General features: G+C 50.9%; 19 protein-coding genes. 7 read left to right on the forward strand and 12 right to left on the reverse strand.

All coding sequences use genetic code 11. The features are described from left to right. Window positions 1-2 precede the first annotated feature (2 nt). The 3 genes from IX84_RS15435 to dusB form a co-directional block, all read right to left on the reverse strand. Complete coding sequence (locus IX84_RS15435; RefSeq protein ID WP_044222660.1) at window positions 3-1,322, reverse strand: sugar porter family MFS transporter; 1,320 nt, start codon at window positions 1,320-1,322, stop codon at window positions 3-5. Window positions 1,323-1,409: 87 nt separating this feature from the next. After that, complete coding sequence (locus IX84_RS15440) at window positions 1,410-2,831, reverse strand: CCA tRNA nucleotidyltransferase (RefSeq protein ID WP_052516043.1); 1,422 nt, start codon at window positions 2,829-2,831, stop codon at window positions 1,410-1,412. Window positions 2,832-2,848: 17 nt separating this feature from the next. Beyond that, on the reverse strand, window positions 2,849-3,844 hold the full coding sequence (dusB, locus tag IX84_RS15445) for a tRNA dihydrouridine synthase DusB (protein ID WP_044222661.1): 996 nt from the start codon (window positions 3,842-3,844) through the stop codon (window positions 2,849-2,851). Between the two features lie 150 nt (window positions 3,845-3,994). On the opposite strand from dusB, the gene nhaD reads away from it, so the two are divergent. Next, on the forward strand, window positions 3,995-5,404 hold the full coding sequence (nhaD, locus tag IX84_RS15450; protein WP_044222662.1) for a sodium:proton antiporter NhaD: 1,410 nt from the start codon (window positions 3,995-3,997) through the stop codon (window positions 5,402-5,404). A gap of 311 nt (window positions 5,405-5,715) precedes the next feature. On the opposite strand, the gene IX84_RS33945 is transcribed toward nhaD, so the two are convergent. The 8 genes from IX84_RS33945 to IX84_RS15480 all read right to left on the reverse strand — a co-directional run bounded on the left by IX84_RS33945 (window position 5,716) and on the right by IX84_RS15480 (window position 9,491). Then, window positions 5,716-6,096, reverse strand: coding sequence for a hypothetical protein (locus IX84_RS33945; protein WP_052516044.1), 381 nt, complete (start codon window positions 6,094-6,096; stop codon window positions 5,716-5,718). Continuing rightward, window positions 6,053-6,868: an AlbA family DNA-binding domain-containing protein gene (locus IX84_RS33950; protein WP_202965256.1), complete on the reverse strand. Its 816-nt coding sequence runs from the start codon at window positions 6,866-6,868 to the stop codon at window positions 6,053-6,055. Before IX84_RS33950 ends, IX84_RS33945 begins: the two co-directional genes overlap by 44 nt. Further along, window positions 6,825-7,040, reverse strand: coding sequence for a hypothetical protein (locus IX84_RS33955; protein WP_052516046.1), 216 nt, complete (start codon window positions 7,038-7,040; stop codon window positions 6,825-6,827). Before IX84_RS33955 ends, IX84_RS33950 begins: the two co-directional genes overlap by 44 nt. Window positions 7,041-7,154: 114 nt before the next feature. Then, window positions 7,155-7,679 (reverse strand): DNA-3-methyladenine glycosylase I, encoded by a 525-nt coding sequence (locus IX84_RS15460; protein ID WP_044222663.1) that lies wholly within the window; start codon window positions 7,677-7,679, stop codon window positions 7,155-7,157. A 6-nt stretch (window positions 7,680-7,685) separates the two neighbouring features. After that, window positions 7,686-8,207 (reverse strand): hypothetical protein, encoded by a 522-nt coding sequence (locus tag IX84_RS15465; RefSeq protein WP_044222666.1) that lies wholly within the window; start codon window positions 8,205-8,207, stop codon window positions 7,686-7,688. Between the two features lie 10 nt (window positions 8,208-8,217). After that, on the reverse strand, window positions 8,218-8,601 hold the full coding sequence (locus IX84_RS15470; protein WP_044223170.1) for a RidA family protein: 384 nt from the start codon (window positions 8,599-8,601) through the stop codon (window positions 8,218-8,220). Window positions 8,602-8,705: 104 nt separating this feature from the next. Next, a complete protein-coding gene (gene rpmF / locus IX84_RS15475) occupies window positions 8,706-8,900 on the reverse strand; it encodes a 50S ribosomal protein L32 (RefSeq protein WP_044222668.1) in 195 nt (64 codons plus the stop codon). Window positions 8,901-8,939: 39 nt separating this feature from the next. After that, window positions 8,940-9,491 (reverse strand): YceD family protein, encoded by a 552-nt coding sequence (locus IX84_RS15480; protein WP_152605088.1) that lies wholly within the window; start codon window positions 9,489-9,491, stop codon window positions 8,940-8,942. 1,018 nt (window positions 9,492-10,509) lie between these two features. Between IX84_RS15480 and IX84_RS15485 the strand changes: the two genes are divergently transcribed. Next, on the forward strand, window positions 10,510-18,105 hold the full coding sequence (locus IX84_RS15485) for a T9SS type B sorting domain-containing protein (protein ID WP_044222674.1): 7,596 nt from the start codon (window positions 10,510-10,512) through the stop codon (window positions 18,103-18,105). Window positions 18,106-18,257: 152 nt separating this feature from the next. On the opposite strand, the gene IX84_RS15490 is transcribed toward IX84_RS15485, so the two are convergent. After that, window positions 18,258-19,331 carry a transposase gene (locus tag IX84_RS15490; RefSeq protein WP_044217494.1) on the reverse strand — a complete coding sequence of 358 codons (1,074 nt, stop codon included), beginning with the start codon at window positions 19,329-19,331 and terminating at the stop codon, window positions 18,258-18,260. A 296-nt stretch (window positions 19,332-19,627) separates the two neighbouring features. On the opposite strand from IX84_RS15490, the gene IX84_RS15500 reads away from it, so the two are divergent. From IX84_RS15500 to IX84_RS15520, 5 genes are all read left to right on the forward strand, one after another. Further along, a complete protein-coding gene (locus IX84_RS15500) occupies window positions 19,628-20,410 on the forward strand; it encodes an enoyl-CoA hydratase/isomerase family protein (protein WP_044222679.1) in 783 nt (260 codons plus the stop codon). A gap of 143 nt (window positions 20,411-20,553) precedes the next feature. Continuing rightward, a complete protein-coding gene (locus tag IX84_RS15505) occupies window positions 20,554-22,146 on the forward strand; it encodes a GMC family oxidoreductase (protein WP_044222682.1) in 1,593 nt (530 codons plus the stop codon). 99 nt (window positions 22,147-22,245) lie between these two features. Next, on the forward strand, window positions 22,246-22,989 hold the full coding sequence (locus IX84_RS15510) for an outer membrane beta-barrel protein (RefSeq protein WP_052516047.1): 744 nt from the start codon (window positions 22,246-22,248) through the stop codon (window positions 22,987-22,989). Window positions 22,990-23,022: 33 nt separating this feature from the next. Then, window positions 23,023-23,442 carry a sll1863 family stress response protein gene (locus tag IX84_RS15515; protein WP_044222685.1) on the forward strand — a complete coding sequence of 140 codons (420 nt, stop codon included), beginning with the start codon at window positions 23,023-23,025 and terminating at the stop codon, window positions 23,440-23,442. 25 nt (window positions 23,443-23,467) lie between these two features. Further along, window positions 23,468-23,659 (forward strand): CsbD family protein, encoded by a 192-nt coding sequence (locus IX84_RS15520; protein ID WP_044222688.1) that lies wholly within the window; start codon window positions 23,468-23,470, stop codon window positions 23,657-23,659. The last annotated feature ends 48 nt before the right edge of the window (window positions 23,660-23,707 follow it).

Below are 23,707 nucleotides of genomic sequence, written 5' to 3' on the forward strand. Positions count from 1 at the left end.
GGTTATTTCTTCATCAAACGTTCCTGTAGCTCTTCAAGAGAGATCCCCTTGGTTTCGGGCATCATGAAGGCTACGAATAACAATTGCAGTACCATCAGCCCGGCAAAGAGACCAAAAATAGCGAACTCTTCCATTACCCCGGTCAGATAAGGGAACGTACCGGCGATGAGGGCCGCAAAGACCCAGTGGGTGCCGCTGCCCAGGGAGTTGCCAAAGCTGCGCACTTCGTTGGGGAAAATCTCGGAGATAAACACCCAGATCACCGCCCCCTGACCAATCGCGTGGGAGGCAATGAATACAAACAGCCAAAACGGCACCGTATATCCACCGGATACGCCGCTGTAGAAAGCATACGCCACGGCGGACAACGAAATGATGTAGCCCAGGGAACCGATGTACATCAGTTTGCGACGGCCGAAACCATCAATGAGCGACATGCCGATGAGGGTGAAAACGAGATTGACCGTACCAATGCCTGTACTCGCCAGCAGGGCGGCACTTTCCTCCAGCCCCGCCAGCTTGAAGATACGCGGAGCATAGTAAATCACGGCATTGATGCCGGATACCTGATTAAAAAAGGCAAACAGGAAGGCCAGCAAAATAGGGCGGTTATAGATACCCGACAGGAAGGCCCTGAGCCCTCCGGCCCGGGCATTTTCGTGTGCGTGCTCGATAGAAGCCAGTTCCTGTTTCGCTGTTTCCGGATTGATGCGCTGCAGGACCTCCAGGGCCTCATCGTGCGCATCCCGTTTGACCACCAGCCAGCGCGGGCTGCGGGGTACTTTCAGGATAAGCAGCACAAAAGCCAGGGCAGGCAGGGTTTCCACACCCAGCATCAGCCGCCAGGAGCCACTGCCGATGAGCCAGTTGGAGACATAGGCGACCATAATGCCCAGCACGATATTGAATTGAAAAAAGGCGACCAGCCGCCCGCGTTGCTCCTTGGGGGCGACCTCGGTGATGTACATGGGGGCCACCACGGAAGAAGCACCCACGCCCAGCCCGCCGATAAAACGGAAAAACATAAGGCTGTAGACATCGGGGGCCAGGGCTGAGCCGGCGGCTGAAATCAGGTAAAGCACGCCAATCCAGAACAGGCTGGTTTTCCGGCCAAAGCGCTCGGCAGGCCAGCCTCCTAAAAGGGCACCGATAACCGTACCGTACAGCGCCATGGCGACCATCTGCCCGACCATAGTATTGCTAAGCCCCCATATCTTTTGGATAGCGCCTTCTGCCCCGGAAATGACGGCGGTGTCAAACCCAAATAAAAAGCCGCCAAGGGCCACGGTAAAGGACCAGAAAATAACGTTTTGGTTTTTCATACACTGCTTTGATTATAGACCCGGATAATTTTGGGAATGCAGTATAAGAAAATTTAATCGGGGTTGGATTGGGGTTGCGCCAATTTATTATTGGTTAGCTACTGTCAGGCCTAATTCTGCACCTTTATTGAGCATAAACTGATAGGCTTCGTCGTAGTTGTTGCTGACATCCCCATCCAAAATCGCCTCCCGAATCGCATTTTTGATGATGCCGACTTCCCGTGAAGGGGCAATGCCGAAGGTCTCCATGATGGTCTCTCCGGAAATCGGGGGCTGCCAGTTGCGTAGGTGGTCTTTCTCTTCCACTTCCTGCAGGCGCTCACGTACCATCTCGTAGTTTTCCAGGTAGCGCTTTACCTTTTTTGGGTTCTTGGAGGTGATGTCGGCCTCGCAGAGCTGCATAAGGTCGTCAATATCATCACCAGCTTCAAACAACAGGCGGCGGATGGCGGAATCGGTAATGTTTTCTTTCGTCAGGCTAATGGGGCGCAGGTGCAGGCGGACCAGTTTCTGCACGTACTTCATCTTGTGGTCGAGCGGCAGGCGCAGTTTTTTGAAAATGCGGGGCACCATGCTCGCCCCCAGTGCCTCATGCCCGTGGAAGGTCCAGCCGTGCTGTGGGTGGAAGCGTTTAGTGGGCGGCTTGGCGATATCGTGGAGGATAGCCGACCACCGCAGCCAGAGTTTGTCGGTCTTGACACAGAGGTTGTCCAGAACCTCAAGGGTATGGTAAAAATTGTCTTTATGGGCTTTGCCGTTGCGGACTTCCACACCCTGCAGAGCTGCCATTTCGGGGAAGAATTTTTGAAGCAGGCCGGTGTCAAAGAGGTGCTTAAAGCCGATAGAAGGCTTATCCGTAAGTATGATTTTGTTGAGCTCCGTGGTGATCCGTTCCTTGGATACGATACTGATGCGGCTGTGGTACTGCTCAATGGCGCTGAGCGTTTCCGGGTCGATGGTGAAGCCCAGTTGGGTGGAAAAGCGGATGGCGCGCATCATGCGCAGGGGGTCATCAGAAAAGGTCTTGCCCGGTTCCAGCGGGGTTTTGATCAGTTTGGCTTCGAGGTGCTCCAGCCCGTTGAAGGGGTCGATTATGGAGCCGTAGTCGTGCTCATTCAGGCTGACCGCCAGGGCGTTGATGGTGAAGTCGCGCCGGTTTTGATCTTCTTCCAGCGTCCCTTCCTCTACGGTGGGCTTGCGGGAATCGGAGCGGTAGGATTCCTTGCGGGCACCCACGAATTCGATTTCCATATCCCGGTGCTTGAGCATAGCAGTGCCAAAACGCTTAAAGACCGTTACCCGGGGGATAGGTCGGAGGCGCCCGGCAACAGCCCTTGCCAAATCTATTCCACTGCCTACACAGACGATATCCATGTCTTTAGAAGGGCGGGCCAGCAGGCGGTCCCGGACGTAGCCACCGACCACGTAAGCCGGGAAACCCAGTTCTGTAGCAGCCTTGCTGATCAGCTCAAATATTTTCCGCTCGTGTGGCTCAATATTAAAAACCAATGGATTGCATTTTGGGGTTAGACCAGTGCTTCTTTGTTGCCGTAAACGGCTTCAATTTCATCGAGAATAGCATAGAGGTCAGCCGGGTTCTCTTCAGTGACGAGGCGTTTGCGGTACTCTTTGATGTTGCGGAAGCCCCGGAAATAATTGGTGTAATGGCGGCGCATTTCCAAAATGCCAAGCTTAGCCCCTTTCCAGGAAACGGAGTGCTCAAGATGAGCTCTGGCAGCAGCCACACGCTCCTCCACCGTGGGTGGGGGCAGCAGTTCTCCGGTAGCGAAATAGTGCTTGATTTCCCGGAAAATCCAGGGGTAGCCAATGGCTGCCCGGCCAATCATGATGCCATCCACGCCGTAGCGTTCCCGGTATAACTTCGCTTTTTCCGGGCTGTCGATATCGCCATTCCCAAAAATAGGGATGTGGATACGTGGATTTTCCTTGATTTTGCCGATGAGCGACCAGTCTGCTTCGCCTTTGTACATCTGCTTGCGGGTACGCCCGTGTATGGAAAGGGCTTTAATGCCAACATCCTGCAGCCGCTCGGCAACTTCCTCAATGTATTTGGTATTGTCATCCCAGCCCAGGCGGGTCTTAACGGTGACGGGCAGGTTGGTAGACTTGACCACATCATCGGTCAGTTTGACCATGCGGTCAATATCCTGGAGAATGCCGGCGCCTGCCATTTTGCAGACCACCTTCTTCACCGGGCAACCGAAGTTGATATCGAGGACTTCCGGCTTGGCTTCTTCTACAATTTCCGCCGCCCGCATCATGGAATCGTGCTCTGCTCCAAAGATCTGAATACCGATTGGGCGCTCATAATCGTAAATGTCGAGCTTTTGAACGCTTTTGTCTGCGTCGCGGATCAACCCCTCTACCGAGATGAACTCCGTATACATCATGTCGCAGCCCTGAGCCTTACAAAGCGCCCGGAACGGCGGGTCGCTAACGTCCTCCATGGGTGCGAGCAGCAGCGGGAATTCACCAATATTTACATCACCAATTTTTACCATCTTTCTGCCTTTAATGCTACAGCCTGCAAAAGTACGCAATTCCTGTCCGTTTCGACAAACGATGCCCGGGAATAATAAGTTCAGGATTATGACCTGGGGCTCAAAAGAAAATCATAAATTTACGCACACTAAGAACCAACTAACCTTTACATGGATTCGGCAATTATCCTGGTATTTTTTCTTGGCTACCTGGCCATTGTATTTGAACATCCACTCCGGCTTGACAAAACCGTACCCGCGCTCATCATGGCGGCAGTCGCCTGGGCACTGCTTGCGCTGGGCTTTCACTACGGGTTACTTTCAGTTGTTGACACCCACGAGCATATCTACAGCCTGGTAGGCGCGCACGACGCCCACGGCGAGGGGCACCACCTTGCTGAGGAGGGCTTCAACAACACTTTGCTCCATCACTTAGGCAAAACCGCGGAAATCCTCATCTTCCTGATTGGCGCGATGACGATTGTAGAGATCATCGACTTGCACCGGGGCTTTGAAGTGCTGAAGAGCTACGTAAAAACGAAGAGTAAGCGGAAATTGCTCTGGATTGTGGGCATCCTCGGGTTTATTCTTTCCGCTATAATTGACAACCTCACTGCGACGATTGTACTGGTAACGCTGCTGCGCAAGATTGTACCGGATAAAAAGGAACGATTGTGGTTTGTGGCGCTGATCGTGATCGCTGCCAATGCAGGCGGTGCCTGGTCGCCCATTGGTGACGTGACCACCACCATGCTCTGGATTGGCAATAAAGTGTCGGCGGCTGGCCTGATTGAATACCTTGTGCTGCCTTCTATCGCCTGTTTTGTGGTTCCCTTTGTCATCGCTGCCTATTTCATGAAGCCATTCCGGGGTGAAATTACCCTGGATGTGAATGAAAATATTCAGGCGGGTAAGCTGCTTAGCAGTCAGACGATGCTGTTCCTGGGCCTGGGCGCTATTGTGTTTGTCCCGGTTTTTAAGACCGTTACGCACCTGCCCCCTTACCTTGGCATGATGCTTTCGCTGGGCGTAGTCTGGCTGGTTTCTGAGTACATCCACCCGGAAGAGGACTTTTCGCATTCCCGGCGGGAAATGTACTCAGCTCATAAAGCCCTGTCCCGGATTGAAATGTCCAGTATCCTGTTCTTCCTCGGTATTTTGATGGCGGTTGCTGCGCTGGAAAGCCTGGTCTACGCTACGGTTATTCGTGATGGTGCAGAAGTCCAGGTGGGTACGCTCCGGTATGTGGCAGAGGTGCTGGACCGGGTCATTCCAAATCAGGACGTGGTCGTCATACTGCTCGGTTTCGCCTCGGCGATTATCGACAACGTACCACTTGTGGCTGCCTCTATGGGGATGTACGAAATGCCGATGGACTCCAAACTTTGGCACTTCATCGCCTACTCTGCTGGTACCGGTGGTAGTATGCTGATCATCGGCTCGGCTGCGGGCGTGGCGGCAATGGGTATGGAGCGTATCGACTTCATCTGGTACCTCAGGAAAATTGCATGGCTGGCACTGGTCGGCTTCCTGGCGGGTGCTGCGGTCTTCCTTGCCATCACTGCGGTCTTCCATTCGTAGTGGGAGGGCATATAACCGCGTAAAAAAGCGCTGCCAGGTTATTTTGCTGGCAGCGCTTTTTTGTTGAGAGATTTGAGGGCAGCTGGGAGGAGGATTCTGATTCTGAGCAATTGGCTTTTCTCGTGTCTCAGGTATTCTCAGTTTTTCAGTACATTTAACACACTCTGCTTATTTAAAGGAAGCTTTTACTAAGATTTAGGTATGTCCTGCTTTTCGTCTAAAGTTCATCTAATTATCTTTTAGTAAACCTGACTAGATGGCTTTTAGATTCTGATAATCAGTTGTTTGTGATTTAATCTTGTCAGGAGTGTCTAAATTTCGTCTAAAATCCACTTTCTATTATCATTGAGTTTTATCTTATTAGCTCTCTTTAGTTTTTGAAGCAGGTTTTTCACTTTGTGTTTTTTTTGTATATCATCTAGCACATCAGGAAGCTTGTTTAGTACCAATTCTTCAATTTCTGAACGAGAGGCTACTTTGAATTCTTCAATATAGTCGATTATGATTTTCATACAGTACTTATCATTAATTCCTCTTTGCCTGATGTATTTTGCTTTCTCACCGGTTACGTTTGCCACTGAAGAAGAGATATGATAATTTGGCTTTCTTCCTTCAATGAGTTTTTTGGCTCTTAACTGCCGGGCTTCTTCATCTGTGATAGTTTTGTTTTTTGCCACTTTGTCCAAGAGCATAATTTCCTGTAGGCTTAAGTCTTTTAGCTCTGCTATAGTCCTGATGGGCAATACAGTTGTTCAGTACCTCACGAATGATAAAGGGGTCGTACTGATCTACCTCATCAGGAAATAAGGTCTGGTCCTTGATATAACGGTACTTAAGGTTTCTGATTTTTGCCTTTACGCTTTCGACCTGCAGCAACAGTGGGCAAGTAAAGTGTTCGTAGTCTTTTTCCAGATTGTCTCTATCCTTTAATATCCACGAAATTTTTGAAGATGCAGGTGAAATGAAGTGCTCTGATTCCGCTTTACCCAGCAGGAGTATAGCAGTATGGGTAACTTGACCTTTAATCAAGACTTTGGCCTTATTTAGAAATGTGGTATCATCCCAAGTCTGTATTTGATCTTTCAGCCTTGGGTTTTTTACTGTAAACATTTGCCTTGCCTTGGCGATGGCATCTTCATTCAAATCGTGTATGCTTGCACCTGCTATTATTTGAGCACTCCAGTCACTGGCCAAGGCCTGATTCCTTATGCGCTCAACTTTTTCAATATTCAAAGCGGTCAGGCTCTCGCCGTTCCTCGCGTAGTAGTGTCCCTTCCACGCAATAGGCATGCCCTGAGGGGCCGCAGGGATTTCAAAAACCAATACCTTCCCATCTTTGGTATCAATGGGGCTAACCTTCACAAAGCCGATATTTGGAGAAGTATGGGCGGCTATTTCCTGTTTGTATTCATTGACTTGTTTATCGGAGATTTTTGTTCCGGAGATGGGTTTTATCGTTGTCAACGCCTAAGAGGAAGTACGCTGCTTTCAGGCCCAGCAGGTTCGCCTCATTGCTGAGCGCAGAGAAATACCGACCCAGCTTGTTCTTGTCAAACTGGTTTTCGGCCCGTTTAAATTCCAATACCTCCGTTTCTGTTTCGGATGCCAATAATCTTTGTAGTAATCCTTCCGTCATGGCTTACTGTTTTTTTGGCTTTTTATTCCGTCTACCAATGTAGGAAAGATCTCAGGAAAATACATACAGCAGATATATGAAATTAAGACCATAAAACATTGAGTCGGATCCAGGCTAAGGTATCACCAGAGCCTGCCCCACCGGACAGCCCATATCATGCGCCCCGGGCAGATACCCGGTGCTTATCAGGAACTCGCCGGTGATTTCTCCGCCGGTAAACTTGAAGGTCTTTTTAAATAGCTTCACCCAATCCGCTTTAGGCATGGGGTGGTGGTGGTCCAGCCAGGCTTTGAAGCTGCCAAATTCTGCCTGTAGCTGTTGTATTTGCTGAGCGTTGTGAATGGCGGCATTTACCTTGAGCTTGTTGCGGATGATGCCCGCGTCCTGAAGCAGCCTTGCCCGGTCTTCATCTGTATAGCCCGCCACTGTATCAATATCAAAATTGGCATAAGCCGCTCTGAAGTTATGGGCTTTTTTCAGGATGAGCTCCCAGGACAGCCCGGCCTGATTGATTTCCAGGATCAGCCTGCCGAACAGCTCGTTATCGTCGGTCAGCGGGAAGCCGTAGTGGTGGTCATGGTACTGCCGGTGGACGTTGCCTTCCGGCAGATCACGCACAAATTCACAATAAGACGCCATAATGGTTTAATTGCCAAAGAACCAGCTCATATACTTATTGGCTTCATCATAGAGGTAGCCCTCACGGGCATCGAGGATGTCCTTGCTGACAGGGTGGACCTGCCAGGTCTCGTCGGTCCAGTATTCCAGTTTGCCGCCAATGAAAATAAAGTGAGCAAAAGGCTGGGAAGCGTAGAATAAGTCTGGCCCGGCAAAGTAAAAGGTGGACAGCCCAGTCATTTGGCCTCTGTCATCGGGCTCTGTGACTGTGAGCTTGGTGGCTTGTTCGTTTTCAAGCCAGAGCTTGATGATACGGCCGCTCGCCATGCCTGCTTCGGTGGGTAGAGTGTCCACGATAGGCTCTGCCGTGACAAGACGCTCGTCAGTCGCATCTACGATGCGCTTGACCTTTGTGATCATGCGGTTGGCCAGTTCTTCTTCCGTTTGCGGGACCGATTCCTCTGAAGGAGCTGTGGAAGAAGTGCCGGATTTAGGATTACAGCTGGACAGCAAGAAGGCGAATGCAAAAAGGGGAAGTGCAGTCTTCATAGCACAAGTTTTAGTCAAATGCCGCGATGGCAGAAATTTCAATATTGACAAATTTTGGGAGATTAGCGACTTCCACTAACTCTCTGGCCGGAGCGGTTGCTTCATCAAAATAAGTGGCATACACTTCGTTGATTCGGCCGTAGTTGTTCATATCCGAAACGAAGATGCTGCATTTGATGACATCCTCAAAGGTCAGATCTGCTTCTGCCAGGATTGCCCGGAGGTTCTCCATGACCCGGCGTGTTTCGGCTTCGATATCGCCGGTCACCAGTTCGCCCGTTGCAGGGTCGAGGGCAATCTGTCCGGAAATGTAAAGCGTACCGCTGTGGATGATCGCCTGATTGTAGGGGCCTACCGGTGCAGGCGCTTTGTCGGTCTGAATGATTTTCTTCATGGTGGGTACAGGTAAAACCAATAAAGCTCCTCATCGCGTCATTCGGATGGGAGCTCTATGGTATTGCTTAGATAAAGCCGTAGGGGCTTAAAACCCCGGGCTGTTTACTCTTCGATATCTGCCTTAATGAGCATCTTGCCGCGGTAGTACACGTTGCCGTCAAGGTCGGTGTACGAGCGGTGCAGTTGGTGCTTTTCACCAGTCGTTGCGCAGGTAGCGATATTAGGCATTTTCGCTTTCTTGTGCGTTCTGCGCTTGTGCTTACGCTGCTTCGAGATTCTACTCTTAGGATGTGCCATCGTTATAACATTTTGAAAGGCGTTACAGCCCTGAATTTATTAATTGTTGTTGCCCAGTTTCTTCAATTCGTCCCAGACCGGATTGGTCGTAGGCTCTTCTTCGGTCAGGTCCTCTGCAGCGCCGAGGCGGTCGAGCATCTCGTCATTGCAGGGGCGTGGCGAATCAGAGTCACAGTCGTAAATCTTAATCATAGGGAGGGCCAGGCACAGGTACTCGTACACAAAAGGTGCGAGGTTGAGCTTAGGCAGCTCCGGATGGATAAAGATCACGTCCGGGTCGTCTTCATCTTGAACGACTTCGTTTTCGACCACTTCGCTGACCTTGGCAATCAGTTGCTGTTCACCCCCTATGGGCAGGCTGATTGGAGCCAGGCAGCGGTCACATTCGGTATCTACTGTCCCTTCAAAGTCAAAGAGGATAGTCAGCAGCCCGGGGCGTTTGTTCAGTTCAACGTTGAGTTGAATCTGGCTTTCGCCAATAGGGGCATTTTCGAATGCGTCGAAGAACGCGCGATCAATCTGGAAGTCAAATTGATGGATACCTTCGTGCAATCCACGTAAGGGGATTGAAAAATTGATTAGCGGATCCATGTCAGTTGGCTTTTTAACAGTACCAGCTCTTTTGCCTGGCCCTGCGTCATTCAGTAAAAAGCGGATGCAAAGGTAAGTTTTTCCCTTGAAAAACAAAAAAATATCTACTGAAATACGCCAGTGTATTTCGTTTTTAAGGTAAGGAAAACTGCGGACAATCAAAAAGGGGCAGTAGGTTGTTTATGTGCCCTTTCATTAATTAATTTGTAGTTAACACCGCTTGGGCTGTGGGGCTTGCGATTAATGCCTATTTTTGTAATGCCCTTTTGAAAGCAACGACACCCCAAATTATCACTGCATACATTGACTTCCTTCCTTTGTGTGAAGGGTTAACTTTTTTTGAAACTGCTTTATGAATAACTCTACTGTTTATCACAAACTGAGGCTTTTTCAGGTATTTTGTCTGCTTTTCTGTTTTTTATCGGCCTCCTCGATTCATGCGCAATGCCCTACTTTAGAAGCGATTATGGTTGATGCCTGTGGGGTAGAACCGAATGATGAATTCATTATCCTTAATTCGGGGGGAGGGTTTAATGTGAATGATCTGTTTATTGATTTTGATACTAATAACAATAATGGTGGCACTCAGAATGATGATATCAATTTAAGTGGGACCTCCTGTGGTTGGTCTATGGGGACATCTGGTCTCATTTCAGGTTGCCCAAATGTGACGTCAGTAGGACCTGGTGATGAAGTTCCTCCTAATGTGACTGTTATTGTTCAAGTAAGCTCTGTCGCATCTTTTTCGTACGATTTTTCTGGCTTATGTGGTGCAGGTCAGTGCGTTTATGTTCTTAGAAGTTCTTGCGTGAGAAGTAGCGGGGCTTTTACAAATACTGGAAGCGGACTTCGTACAACTACAATAGGATTAAATTCCTCTTCTTGTTCTATTCCCTATACGTATGATAGAGGTTCATTGCCTGGTGGAGATGGAGATTATTTCATACCTCCTTCAACATATGGGAATAATGGCTGTATTTCACCTCCTGTGACAGCTCCGCCTATTCCGACACCAATCTTGGATCCGATTGGTCCCTTTTGTGAGCAAGATGGAATAGTCAATTTACCTACAGAGCAGGATGGCTACACGGGGACCTGGTCGGGTTTAGGCTTAGTGGGTAATACATTTAACCCCGCAAATGGAGCAGGTAGTTATCCTGTTACCTTCACTCCCAATCCCGGCACCTGCGCTTCCCCGGCATCGACCACCATTACTGTCACCCCCGCAGCGACGCCCAGCCTGCCTATACCCCCTCCTTTTTGCGAAACACAAGCTAATATTCCACTCAATACTACTGTGCCCGGCGGCATTACCGGCACCTGGTCCGGCCCCGGGGTCACCGGCAATACCTTCGACCCCGATGCCCCAGCCACAGGTCCGGGTAACTACACCCTGACCTTTACGCCCAATCCCGGTGAGTGTGCAAACCCTGCTACCGTAGAGGTGACCGTTGATCCCGCACCATTGGTCAATGTACCGATGTTTGGCCCTTACTGCGAGGGCGATCCAGCAGTAGACCTGGGGACATCCTTTGGCGGAATAAATGGTGAATGGACGGGTATCGCAATTACCGGCGATGATACCTTCAGCCCGGCTTCCTCAGGGGTGTTTTCGGTCGTTTTTGTGCCAGATGCCGGGCAATGTGCGCAGCAAACCCAGGTGAGCATTACTGTTCAACCAGGTACACCGCCGGCTTTAGACCCTCTTGGCCCTTATTGTGCAGATTACCTGCCGGTCGACCTGCCGGCTACCCAGGGAGGCGTAATGGGGACTTGGTCCGGTCCAGGTGTAACAGGCGCCCAATTCGACCCTGGAAACGCAGTACTAGGAGACAATATTTTGACTTTCACCCCCACGGGCGGAGGCTGCAGCACTCCAGCCACAATTGAGGTACAGGTGCAGCCCGGCGCCAATGTAAATCCAGACCCGATCGGGCCCTTTTGCCAGTCCGATGGCCCACAATCCTTAACGAATCCAGATGGCTTATCTGGTCAATGGTCGGGTACGGGCGTAAGCGGGGCTACTTTTAACCCGGCCTCTGCAGTTACCGGTTCGAATACACTGACCTTTACTCCGGACCCCGGGCAATGTGCAATGAATGGTACGCTCGTTGTTGAGGTTAACCCATCCGTAACACCTGCCTTGGATAATCTCGGCGGGCCTTACTGTTCTGCTGACGGCTTATTACCGTTAGATCCTATTCAGGGTGGTATCACCGGCACCTGGTCCGGCCCCGGCGTGGCAGGTGGTAATTTCAATCCTGCCCTGGCCAATCCTGGTAACAATACCCTGACCTTTACGCCCAACCCTGGTGTTTGTGCCGCCGCCGCAACGACTTCGGTAACGGTCAATGCCGGCCCTACGCCGAATCCGCCCAGCGGCCCCATTTTGGTCTGCATAGAAAGTATCTTCCCACCAGTCTGGACCGACAATTTTACCGACATAAGCAATCAAATCAATGGCGGTACAGGACAAACCATTACCTGGTACCTCGATGCAGCCGGTACGAACGAAATCGATCCCGCCACCTATATCCCTACAGCGATTGCCAACGGTGCCACACAGACCATCTACGCGACAGTCACAGATGGCAGTGGGTGCGAGTCTGCTACGGTACCGGTAACGGTGACCTTTGAATTCACCCCCGATGCCAACCCCATACCGCCAATTAGCGAGTGTGAAGTGCCGGGTGGTATGATTGACCTCACAGTATATGATAACCAAATCAGCCCGGGCAACACCGTCAACTGGTATCAGGATGCCGGGGCAAACACACCGGTAGGGAACCCATCGGCTTATCCGGCCGTGAATGGCGGTAGCGTTTGGGCAACGGCTTCGGGCGGACTTTGCGAAAGCGATCCTGTACAAGTCACGTTCAACCTGACCCCGCAGCCGGTCATCAATCCGATTACTCCGGTGACCGCTTGTGGAAGCTATACCCTGCCGCCCATTGCAGGCTCCAACCTGTCCGGAGGCGCGGCTTACTACAGCGCCCCCAATGGTACGGGAGCTTCCTTCAGCCCCGGGCAAATGGTTACTGCTTCCGGCACCTATTATGCCTACGACAGTGCTGCCCCGGGCTGCGAAGATGAAGTAGCCTTTCAGGTGACCATTACACCGGCGCCCGATATTTTCCCGCCTGCTTCACCGGTCACGAGCTGTGGGCCCTACACCCTCCCTGCCATCACCGGAACGGGGCTGAGTGGCAATCAGGCTTACTACACAGGCTTTAATGGTACCGGGCAACAGTTCGCACCGGGCTCATTGGTCACCACCTCCGGCATTCTGTTCCTCTACGATGGCACACCCGGCTGTGACGATCAGGAGACCCTTGAAGTGATCATCGAAGAGCCACCGGTCGTCTTTCCGGTTTCGGATGTGCTGGCTTGCAATAGCTATACATTGCCCCCCATTCAGGGAGTCGGTATAGGTTCCAATGCTTTTTACTACACCGGCCCCAATGCCACCGGCAATATCCTCACGCCCGGGCAGTCGGTTACCAGTAGTCAGCTGCTGTATGTGTATGCAGGCACACCCGGTTGTTTTGATGAAACCTCCTTCCTGGTGACCATTGTGCCCGGCATTGAGATTACACCTCTGCCCGATCAGTCCGCTTGTGCTTCTTTTACCTTTCCGCCCATCAATGGAAGCAACCTGACCACTTCCGCCGCCTACTTTACCGGACCGAATGGTACCGGCACCAGTTATGCGCCCGGTGAGGTGGTGACTACAGGTGGGACGTTCTATATTTATGATGACAATACCATTTGCAGTGACGAAGTGTCCTTTGAGCTTACGATTACCGATGAGCCGGTCCTGAGTTGCGGGGAAGATACGCCAGCTTCCGGGCTCGGCAATGCGGATGGTATTGGAAGTGTAGCTATCACTGGTGGTGCAGCGCCTTTCCTGGTAGAATGGAGTGGGCCGGCTAGCGGTAATCTGAGTACCAGTGATGTCAATGTGCTGATCGACAACCTTCCGCAGGGCGCTTACAGTGTGACCGTAACGGATAATAGTGGCTGTTCAGCTACTTGCACCTTTACCATAACGGCACCGGATTGTGTGCTGAACTTTGATTTTGATGTACAGGGCGCGACCTGCCCGAATGCCTCTGACGGAGCTACAGCCCTAACCGTTACGGGTGGCGATGGGAATTACACCTACAGCTGGAGCAATACGACTATGGCAAGCTCCATCACGGGCGTGTTGCCCGGAGCGTATACGGTCACGGTTACGGATGGGACTGGCTGTCAGGCAGAAGGAGAGGTGGTCGTTGACACCCTGAACCTCGCTCCGCAATTGTCGGTCATGCCTGCAATGGACACCATTTGCGAAAGTAGCTGTGTGGATGTGGACTTTAGCTTCACCGGCACTCCGCCGTTTAATCTATCCTATGAGGTGCGCTCCGGCTCAGATACCCTGTCTTTCAGTCTCTTTAGCACCACCGCTGACACTACAGTGGTTTTCTGCCCTTCTGACTCCCTGGCGGAGCTGCAGGATCTTATCTGGCAGTTTGGCGCCATTTCTGATGCGGTTTGCGCCGATACGTTGACGCTGCAGGATACCATTGTCGTGCAGCCTACGGTTAGAGATACCCTTTCCGAGACTTTGTGCCCTGGTGAAACCTTAACCGTAAATGGTACACTCTACGATGCGGATAATCCAATGGGGGCAGATACCCTTTCAGCTGCTGCTATATCGGGTTGTGATTCCATTGTGGTGGTGATGATTGATTTTTTTCCAGCGGATACCAACTTTGTCGTCCAAACGCTTTGCACAGGCAGTAGCCTGACAGTGAATGGCACGATCTACGACGAGGGGAACCCCAGCGGCTTTGAGGTGGTCCCGAGTGGCACGGTGAATGGTTGCGACAGCCTGATCAGCGTCAATCTGACTTTTGAAAACGCCGTAGTGAACGATATCGTGGACACCCTTTGCCCGGGCGAGAGCCTGACGGTGAACGGCACGCTTTACGATGCCGATAATCCTTCCGGGGCCGATACCCTGTTCAATGGTGCAGTGAGCGGTTGCGACTCCATTATTAACGTAATGCTCGACTTCTTCCCGGCAGACACCAATTTTATCGTCCAAACACTTTGCACGGGCAGCAGCCTGACGGTCAATGGCACGGTCTACAATGAGGGGAACCCGAGCGGCTTCGAGGTAATCCCTAATGGCACGGTAAATGGCTGCGATAGCCTGATCAGCATTGACTTGTCCTTTGAAGACGCTGTGGTCAGTAATCTTTCAGAAGCCCTGTGCCCTGGCGAGAGCCTGATGGTCAACGGTACGCTTTACGACGCAACCAACCTGAGTGGTTCAGATACGATTGTGAACGGCTCGGTAAATGGGTGTGACTCCATTATTAATGTATCCATTAGTTATTTGGTAGTAGATACGAACTTTGTGGTGGCAACCCTTTGCCCGGGAGACACGCTTTTATTAAATGGCAATACCTATGATACGGTCAACCCAACCGGTACAGAAACGCTGCCCGGTGGCGCTGTTAATGGGTGCGATTCTGTGATTATGATAGACTTGGCTTTCTTCCCGGCAGATACCAATTTCATCGTTCAGACCTTGTGTACCGGAGATGCGCTTACCGTCAATGGCACGGTCTACGACGAGGGGAACCCCAGCGGCTTCGAGGTGGTCACGAATAGCACGGTGAATGGCTGTGACAGCCTGATCAGCGTCAATCTCACTTTCGAAAACGCTGTGGTGAACGATATCGTGGACACCCTTTGCCCGGGCGAGAGCCTGACGGTGAACGGCACGCTTTACGATGCCGATAATCCTTCCGGAGCTGATACCCTACTGAATGGCGCAGTGAGCGGTTGCGACTCCATTATTAACGTAATGCTCGACTTCTTCCCGGCAGATACCAATTTTATTGTCCAAACACTTTGCACGGGCAGTAGCCTGACGGTCAATGGCACAGTCTACGACGAGGGGAACCCAAGCGGCTTCGAGGTAATTCCAGATGGTACGGTGAACGGCTGCGACAGCCTGATCAGCATTGATCTGTCCTTCGAGGACGCTGTGGTGAATACCATCGCTGAAGCGTTATGCCCGGGCGAGAGCCTGATGGTCAACGGCACGCTCTACGACGCAACCAACCTGAGCGGTTCAGATACGATTGTGAACGGCTCGGTGAATGGCTGTGACTCTATTATCAATGTGTCCATTAGCTATAACCTGATCGATACGAATTTCATAACAGCCACCCTCTGTTTCGGCGAGAGCCTGATGGTCAACGGCACGACATACGGCGCGGGTAATTTGAGTGGGGTAGAGGTGCTTTCCGGTGCGACTGCAAATGGCTGTGACAGCCTCATCAGCATCAGTGTGGAAGTGCTGGATCAGGCCGTGGCCGTTTTCGAGCCCACCCTTTGCCCGGGCGAGAGCCTTACCGTAAATGGTATAGTATACGACGAGCTCAACCCAGGCGGGCAGGATACCCTCTTTAGTGGAGCAATCAATGGCTGTGATTCCATCCTTCAAATCAACCTGAGTTTTGATACCCTTGGGACCAACATGCTCATGCAAACCCTTTGTGCGGGCGAAAGCCTGACGGTCAATGGCACTGTATATGACGAAACTAACCCGAGTGGATCGGAACTGCTGCCGGGGGCGTCTGCAAATGGTTGCGATAGCGTCATTATTGTAGCGCTGACCTTCCTGGGAGCAGATACCAATCAGATCGCATCTACCTTATGCCCGGACGAAAGCCTGACCATCAATGGGACCCTTTACGACGCTGCCAATCCAACCGGATTTGAAATGATACCGGGTGGAAGCGAAAACGGTTGCGACAGCCTGATTAGTATTGACCTTACGTTTGAGGCTCCTGTCACAGCAACCTTATCACAAACCCTTTGCCCGGGTGGCTCTGTTACCGTTGGCGGAACGGTTTATGATGCCGCCAATCCGGCAGGTACCGAAGTGCTGCCCGGTGCAGCTGAGAATGGGTGTGACTCTACGGTCAATATCATGCTGAGCTTCTTCTCCACGGATACCACACAGTTGGTTCAAACGCTTTGTGCGGGGGAGAGCCTGATGGTCAACGGTACGGTTTATGACGCTGCCAATCCAACAGGTCTGGAGGTCCTGCCCAATGCCACTGTGAATGGTTGTGATAGCCTGATAATGGTAGACCTGAGCTTTGAAGAAGCCGCAGAAGGCACCTTGGCCCTAAGCCTGTGCGAAGGCGCAAGTGTGGAAGTGAATGGCACGGTCTATGACGAAGCCAATCCAAGCGGTACAGAATTACTTCCCGGCGCAGCCGAAAGCGGTTGTGACAGTTTGGTGGTCATTGATCTGACTTTCCAGCCAACGGTTACTGCAGAACTGAGCGCACCGGGCAGTATTTGTCCCGGGGACTCCCTTGTGCTTACCATCAATCTGACGGGCGCGGACAGCTTTGACTTCAACCTGAATGATGACAACGGGATGGTGGAAGTCTTTACCGGGGCAGGGAATTCTATTACGGTGACTGTTGCGCCTGCTACCACCACGACCTACTCACTGACCAACCTTGCGGGCACCGGCAACTTCTGTCCGCCAATTCTGCCCGAGCCGCTGACTATCGAAGTCGCTCAAACAGGGGCAGCTCTGACTGCTACATCCGACTACAATGGCTTTGAAGTGAGCTGCGCAGACGCTACAGATGGCAGGGTGGAAGTAGTTGCAAACGGGGGGACGCCACCGTATACCTATCAGTGGTCCAACGGTGCGGTAAGCCCGGTCCTGGAAAGCCTCGCAGCAGGTGTCTACACCGTGACCATCAACGACGCAGGTGGGTGTGAATCAGAAGCGAGTATTGAATTGGTTGCGCCCTCAGGGGTACTGCTGGAAGCTGCCGCAGTTGATGCCAACTGTCTGCAGGAAAACAGCGGGCAAATCATCATTGATACGGTTTTAGGTGGAATCGCTCCGTACCAATATCAGTTAAATGACGCTACACCGGTTAGCATAGGCACGTTGCCGGTACTGCAAAGCAATCTTGCTGCCGGTACCTACGAATTACTGCTCACAGACGCCAATGGGTGCCAGGCAAGCCAGTCGTTGTTAGTCAGTCCGGCAGAACCCCTTTTCCTTGAATTGGGCGAAGATGAAGAAATACGCCTGGGCGAGAGTGTACAATTGTCGATTGACGTGCAGAATTTTGATATTGCGGGCTTTACCTGGCAACCGGACACCCTCAGCAGCCTGGAGCCTGTGGTTATGCCGGAGGAGACCACGACTTACCGGCTGACGGCACAGGACGCGGCCGGCTGTACCGCCACGGATTTCATAACGGTGATTGTGGAAAAAACACGAAATGTGTACGCTCCTAATGTATTTAGCCCTAACGGTGATGGTCGCAATGATTACTTCACGCTTTTCGCCGGGCCGGATGTTGTGGGGCTGAACAGCTTCCAAATCTATAACCGCTGGGGCGAGCAGGTTTTTGTAGGAGGTACACAAGCGCTGAACAACGAGCTGTTAGGCTGGGATGGCCGTCATCGGGGGGAACCTATGGACCCAGGTGTCTTCGTCTTTTATGCAGAGGTGGAGTTTGTGGATGGACATGTAGAGCTGATCAAAGGAGATTTTGTGCTCATGCGATAGGAGAGAAAAGCAGCCTGCCTTGTCTGGAAACGGGGCAGGCTGCCATAAAAAATTACTCCTTACAAAAAACTTTGTTATAAAGTATTAGTGACAAAAATGTGTGTTTGGGAGCAATTGCCCTATCCTTTTTTTCATTGCCGTACACTTTTATTTTACGGGAAGTTCTTTGAAAATTGGAAAGAAAGATTCAAAGCATGCCTAGCATAAAATCGGACAGCCCTCAGTCCAATCTGAAACACGGACAAGCTGTCGATTCGGTCTTTACGGCAGAATTTGCCCAACTGAGCTGAGGTTCGGGCATCAAACTCGAACAAGATACAGATGATGAAAGCCAGGCTAGCCACGATCAAGAGATTGAACAAGGTTTGAGGCTCTTCAATCCTGGTTTTATGAATGTGGAATCCGCGAGATTTGATATCGCCGAAAAAGGTTTCAATGTGATACCTCTTTCGGTAATATGTTTCGGCTTGTGGGCCATATTCCAAGCTGGTCAACAGATACAAAGGTCGGTCATATCGGGTCCGGTCATGCCAGAACAAGACATTGACTGGCCCAAACCCTTGCTTAGTCACATACATTTGGGGCAGGAACAAGCTTTTTTGACCGATACTTGCGGCCAAATGGCCAAAAGCCGAAGCATTCTCCATGTTCGGATGATCGGCTACCAAAGTATCCTTCGCCGTTTTTAGCACGTACTCCCAACCGTGAGCCAAACAAGACTGTTGCAACTCGCAGCCGTCGAATTCGGCATCTCCCAGCAGGAAAATCCGGCAATCCTGTTCCAGGATACTGTCCATAAGCATCGCCACTTGACCGATAATGGCCACGTGCATGTGTTCCGGGAAATGGCCTTTGGGAGCTTTACGAACTACCCAACAAATGGGAATGGCTCGCCTGCGCCAGATTACACTGACCATCAGCGCCATGCAGTCTTTGCCCACACAGGAGCCATCGATGGCCAGAACTAACTCTCCAGCCTTGCTCAGAGAGTGGAGAATCGGAAGAAGGTAGGGTATAAAGTGTACCGTGACATCGGTCCACTTATTTTGCAACCAACGCTTGGCCTTCTTGACCCGACTTTCCAGGTCAGTGGGGTCTTCCATATGGCGGCCCAACTCTGATAAAGATGCCCGGCCACCTTTGATTAAGGCACCTAATAAACCAGATAAGACGGTTAATCGACGCAAGGCGTTGCCTTGTGGAACCTCAGATTGATGCTTTATCAACCATTTTTTAGATCTTTGCAGAACGGCATTTTGAAAGGGTTTTCTGCAAAGATTTTTAAAATCTCAGAAAACCCTTATTTTTTCTGTCTCTCTTTCCAAACTTTCAATGAACTTTTTGCCGAGCTAAAAGTGTACGGCAATGAAAAATGGGAAACACGTTTTTCGATAAATTATGACATAGTTTAGATATTGAAAGTGGTGGTTGAGTTTTAGCTGGAGCCAGATAAAGCTTTAAATTTCCTAATTTCACGCGAAATCATTTTTAACCGTTTCCATTATTCTAAAGAATCATAAACATGCCCTACACCAACTTATTAATCGATGAGCAGGACGGTATTCTCATCCTCACGCTCAATCGCCCAAAAGCCATGAATGCCCTGAATACCAAGACCATGCTGGAGTTGCAGCACTTTTTTGCGGAGGACGCGCCGGCACGGGAAGGGCTAAAGGGCATTATCCTTACCGGCGCCGGAGAGAAAGCCTTTGTAGCAGGCGCGGATATCAAGGAGTTTCTGGCTTTGGATACTCAAAAGGGCCAGGATATGGCACAAAGAGGGCAGGATGTCTTTTTTCTAATTGAGCGCTTCCACAAGCCCGTTATCGCCCTGGTCAATGGATTCGCGCTGGGCGGTGGATGCGAGCTTTCCATGGCTTGCCACTTGCGCATTGCTACGGAAAATGCCCGGTTCGGCCAGCCGGAGGTCAACCTCGGTATAATTCCCGGTTACGGTGGCACGCAGCGCCTGATCCAATATCTGGGTAAAACCAAAGCCACGGAACTTCTCCTCACCGGTGACATGATTACGGCTGATCAGGCCCTGGCCTGGGGGCTGGTTAATTATGTGCTGCCTGCCGGGGAAGCGATGGATAAAGCGAAAGCTATCATCGGTAAGATTGCGAAAAAAGGGCCTGTCGCTATCGCCAAGACTATTGAAGCCATCAATGCCTATTTTCAGCATGACGAAGATGGCTTTGACCGCGAAGTAAAAGCCTTTGGGCAGACCACCGGTACTGAAGATTTTAAGGAAGGGGCCGCAGCTTTTATCGAAAAGCGAAGTGCTAACTTTACAGGCAGATAGGAAGAGCCTGGAAAAGTGCGGACCTGCCGCTCGTTTGTTACGGTGAGCAATTGAGTTGTTGTTTTTTTGGAGGAGATAACGGATTTTTGTTGCGAATTTTCGCTAATTTAATCCCGCCAAAGCCTTAACCAAATTGCACAACCATGACTTTCGACTACATCATCGTAGGGGCGGGCTCTTCAGGTTGCCTGCTGGCCAACCGCCTTTCTGCTCAATCCAACCACCGGATACTCCTGCTGGAAGCCGGTGGGGAGGATAGTGACAAATCCATTCACATTCCACTGGCATTCAGCAAGCTTTTCCGGAGTGCCTTCGACTGGAATGATGATTCTGCTCCTCAGGTTCATATGAACAACCGGCGGATGTACCAGCCGAGGGGTAAGGTGCTGGGAGGCAGCAGCAGCATCAACGCCATGATTTACATTCGGGGCCATCGGGCAGATTATGACCAATGGGCTGCGCTGGGCAACAATGGATGGAGTTATGAAGATGTCCTGCCTTACTTCAGGCGGTTTGAGCAGAACCTGGAGTTTGACGATGCTTACCACGGTACTTCCGGAGAGCTGACGGTGAGCCGGGGGCGTCACCACCACCGCTTAAGCAAGTTGTTGTTGCAGGCAGCAGCTGAAGCGGGCTACCCTTTGAATTCGGATTTTAATGGTACTGTACAGGAAGGTTTTGGTTTCTATCAGGTTACTCAGAGAGCAGGACAACGGTGCAGTGCGGCAAAAGCTTTTCTGGAGCCGGTACGTCACCGCAGCAACTTAACTGTAGCGACAACGGCAACGGCTCACCGGATCCTTTGGGAAGGCAAAAAGGCGGTTGGCCTGGAATACGAACAAGACCACCAACCGATAAAAGCCTATGCAAAACGGGAGGTAATCCTCTGTGCGGGCAGCTTTAACAGCCCTCAGCTCTTAATGCTCTCAGGCGTTGGCCCCGGGGAGGAATTGCAGAAGCAGGGCATAGAAGTCGTGCATCACCTGCCGGGGGTGGGGCAAAACCTGCAGGATCATTTGCTGGCAGGCTGTGTTTATCACACTCACCTGAAAAACACCCTCGACAGCGCAGAGCGTTTCCCGTGGTCCGTCAGGTACCTGTTGCAATATCTCCTTTGGAAGAAGGGGGTGCTGTCGTCAAACGTGGCGGAGTGCGGCGGTTTTCTCAGGAGCCAGCCCGAACTGCAAGCACCTGATCTGCAGTGGCACTTCTCTCCCGGCTATTTTCTGAGGCATGGTTTCGATAACCCGAAAACCGGAAATGGACTGGGCCTGGGGATGACGCTGATTTACCCTCACAGCCGTGGCAAAGTGCAGCTCAAAACGCCTGACCCCAAAGACAGGCCGGACATTGACCCTAACTACCTTGCAGATGAGCGCGATATACAGACCCTGGTCAGAGGCTACCGCATCACAGAGCGAATTATGGCCCAACCGGCCTTTGCGCCCTACCTCAGGTCTCGTTTTATGCCACCGCCTGAGGTGGAGACGGAGCCTGCCGTGGTGGAGTATCTCCGTGGCTGGGCACAATCCCTTTACCATCCGGTAGGGACGTGCAAAATGGGGCAGGATGAAATGTCGGTTGTGGATGAGCACTTAGCCGTCCGGGGCATCCGAAACCTTAGGGTGGCAGATGCCAGTATTATGCCGGTTATAGTACGGGGCAATACGAATGCACCAGCTATGATGATTGCGGAGAAGGCAGCAGATATGATACAAAAAGCAATTACTTTCTGACACAAAACGAACATCGAAGTAGCTTGCTCGTTCCTTAATTGAAATCAGTCACGGGAAAACAACAGCATACGTTTCCCTCACTAAACCAAAAGCAGCACCATGAACAGCAGATACTTTTGTGTCGGAAGCTGGGCACTATTGTTATGCCTGGCAGTAAATACCCTAAGTGCCCAGGATTTTACTTCCCAGGGAAATTTTATGATGGGAGGTACAATTGGCTTTTCGACTGCCGATTCCAACGTCAAAATTGAGGCAGATGGAGCCTCTGTAGATAATGAGGGCACCCGGAGTACTCAATTTAATATCTCGCCCCGAATTGGTTACTTCGTCACAAATAACTTCGCGCTTGGTATCGGCATGGATTACACGCTCAACCGCCTGAGAGAGCCGGTCGACCTTTCTGATCCGCAAACGGATTATGAAACAGAATACGACAGTGACTTGCTTTTTGGTCCGTTTGGCAGGGTTTACTTCCCCATCGCTGAAGATAAAGCGTTTTTCCTACAGGGCAACTTTGGCTTTGGAAGTTCCCAGGACCGCATACGTGTGGGAGATGATCCTCGGACTACAAGTACGGATGTGCTGGCTGCCAGCTTTGGTCCGGGTTTTACCATATATAGTTCAGATGGTATTGGCATTGAAGCAATTGTCAAATACAACTGGGCGCGAAGCAATGCCAGTTTCGAATACCAAGGTACCCGCAATGAAACAACAACTTACACAAACCAGCTTGACTTCTCGATCGGGTTTCAGGTTTACTTCACACGTCTGCAGCGCGTAAGTGCACCTGAGCCAGCAGTGGAACCTGCTGATGAAACTGATCCGGACAGCCGGTTTTATTAATCCTCAATTGAAAACAATCAAAATCCAATTATTATGAAATCCATTGCAGTTTCAAAGATTTTCTTCGCCTTATTGCTGAGTTTCGGGCTGGTCGCCTGTGGTAGCGAAAGCAATGATACCATGGACGATGCTGAAGACTCGGTAGAAAATGCAGCGAATGACTTTGCTGACAATTTCCGGTCTGACAAGGAAGAAATGAGAGCTGAAATAGACCGTGCCCGTGAAGAGGTGAATGAAGAAATCGAAGAGCTGGAAAGCAATCTCGAAAATGCATCTGAAGATGCCAGAGCAGAGATGCAGGAAGAAATTGATGAACTCAAGGCCTGGAGCAACGATCTGGATCAAAAGTTCCGGAATCTTGGCAATGTAGCCAAAGATGGCTGGGATGACTTCAAAACAAATGTCAACTCTACTTTGGAAGAGATTGACCGCGAACTATCCGACAACGACTAATTTTTTTTAATCAAAACCAAATGATATGGGATCTACAAATGATAAAATCCGGGGTAACTGGAATGAGCTGAAGGGCAAACTTAAAGCCCAATACGGTGAGCTTACAGATGATGACCTTGCCTATCAGCAAGGAAAAGAAGATGAGCTTATCGGCCGCATTCAGAAAAGAATCGGTGAGAGCAAAGACGAGGTGAAGCGCATCATCGACAACCTCTAAGCATCTGTTGCACCGAATAGAAAATCATAGCGCTGCCGTCAGTACAAC

Source organism: Phaeodactylibacter xiamenensis (genome assembly GCF_000759025.1).
GTDB classification, from domain to species: Bacteria; Bacteroidota; Bacteroidia; order Chitinophagales; family Saprospiraceae; genus Phaeodactylibacter; species Phaeodactylibacter xiamenensis.

Bases quoted from the DNA above. Each gene is read 5' to 3' on its own strand.
- IX84_RS15435 (WP_044222660.1), bottom strand. From the start codon at position 1,322: ATGAAAAACCAAAACGTTATTTTCTGGTCCTTTACCGTGGCCCTTGGC.
- dusB (WP_044222661.1), bottom strand. From the start codon at position 3,844: ATGGTAAAAATTGGTGATGTAAATATTGGTGAATTCCCGCTGCTGCTC.
- nhaD (WP_044222662.1), top strand. From the start codon at position 3,995: ATGGATTCGGCAATTATCCTGGTATTTTTTCTTGGCTACCTGGCCATT.
- IX84_RS33945 (WP_052516044.1), bottom strand. From the start codon at position 6,096: ATGCTCTTGGACAAAGTGGCAAAAAACAAAACTATCACAGATGAAGAA.
- IX84_RS33955 (WP_052516046.1), bottom strand. From the start codon at position 7,040: ATGACGGAAGGATTACTACAAAGATTATTGGCATCCGAAACAGAAACG.
- IX84_RS15460 (WP_044222663.1), bottom strand. From the start codon at position 7,679: ATGGCGTCTTATTGTGAATTTGTGCGTGATCTGCCGGAAGGCAACGTC.
- IX84_RS15465 (WP_044222666.1), bottom strand. From the start codon at position 8,207: ATGAAGACTGCACTTCCCCTTTTTGCATTCGCCTTCTTGCTGTCCAGC.
- IX84_RS15470 (WP_044223170.1), bottom strand. From the start codon at position 8,601: ATGAAGAAAATCATTCAGACCGACAAAGCGCCTGCACCGGTAGGCCCC.
- rpmF (WP_044222668.1), bottom strand. From the start codon at position 8,900: ATGGCACATCCTAAGAGTAGAATCTCGAAGCAGCGTAAGCACAAGCGC.
- IX84_RS15480 (WP_152605088.1), bottom strand. From the start codon at position 9,491: ATGGATCCGCTAATCAATTTTTCAATCCCCTTACGTGGATTGCACGAA.
- IX84_RS15500 (WP_044222679.1), top strand. From the start codon at position 19,628: ATGCCCTACACCAACTTATTAATCGATGAGCAGGACGGTATTCTCATC.
- IX84_RS15505 (WP_044222682.1), top strand. From the start codon at position 20,554: ATGACTTTCGACTACATCATCGTAGGGGCGGGCTCTTCAGGTTGCCTG.
- IX84_RS15510 (WP_052516047.1), top strand. From the start codon at position 22,246: ATGAACAGCAGATACTTTTGTGTCGGAAGCTGGGCACTATTGTTATGC.
- IX84_RS15515 (WP_044222685.1), top strand. From the start codon at position 23,023: ATGAAATCCATTGCAGTTTCAAAGATTTTCTTCGCCTTATTGCTGAGT.
- IX84_RS15520 (WP_044222688.1), top strand. From the start codon at position 23,468: ATGGGATCTACAAATGATAAAATCCGGGGTAACTGGAATGAGCTGAAG.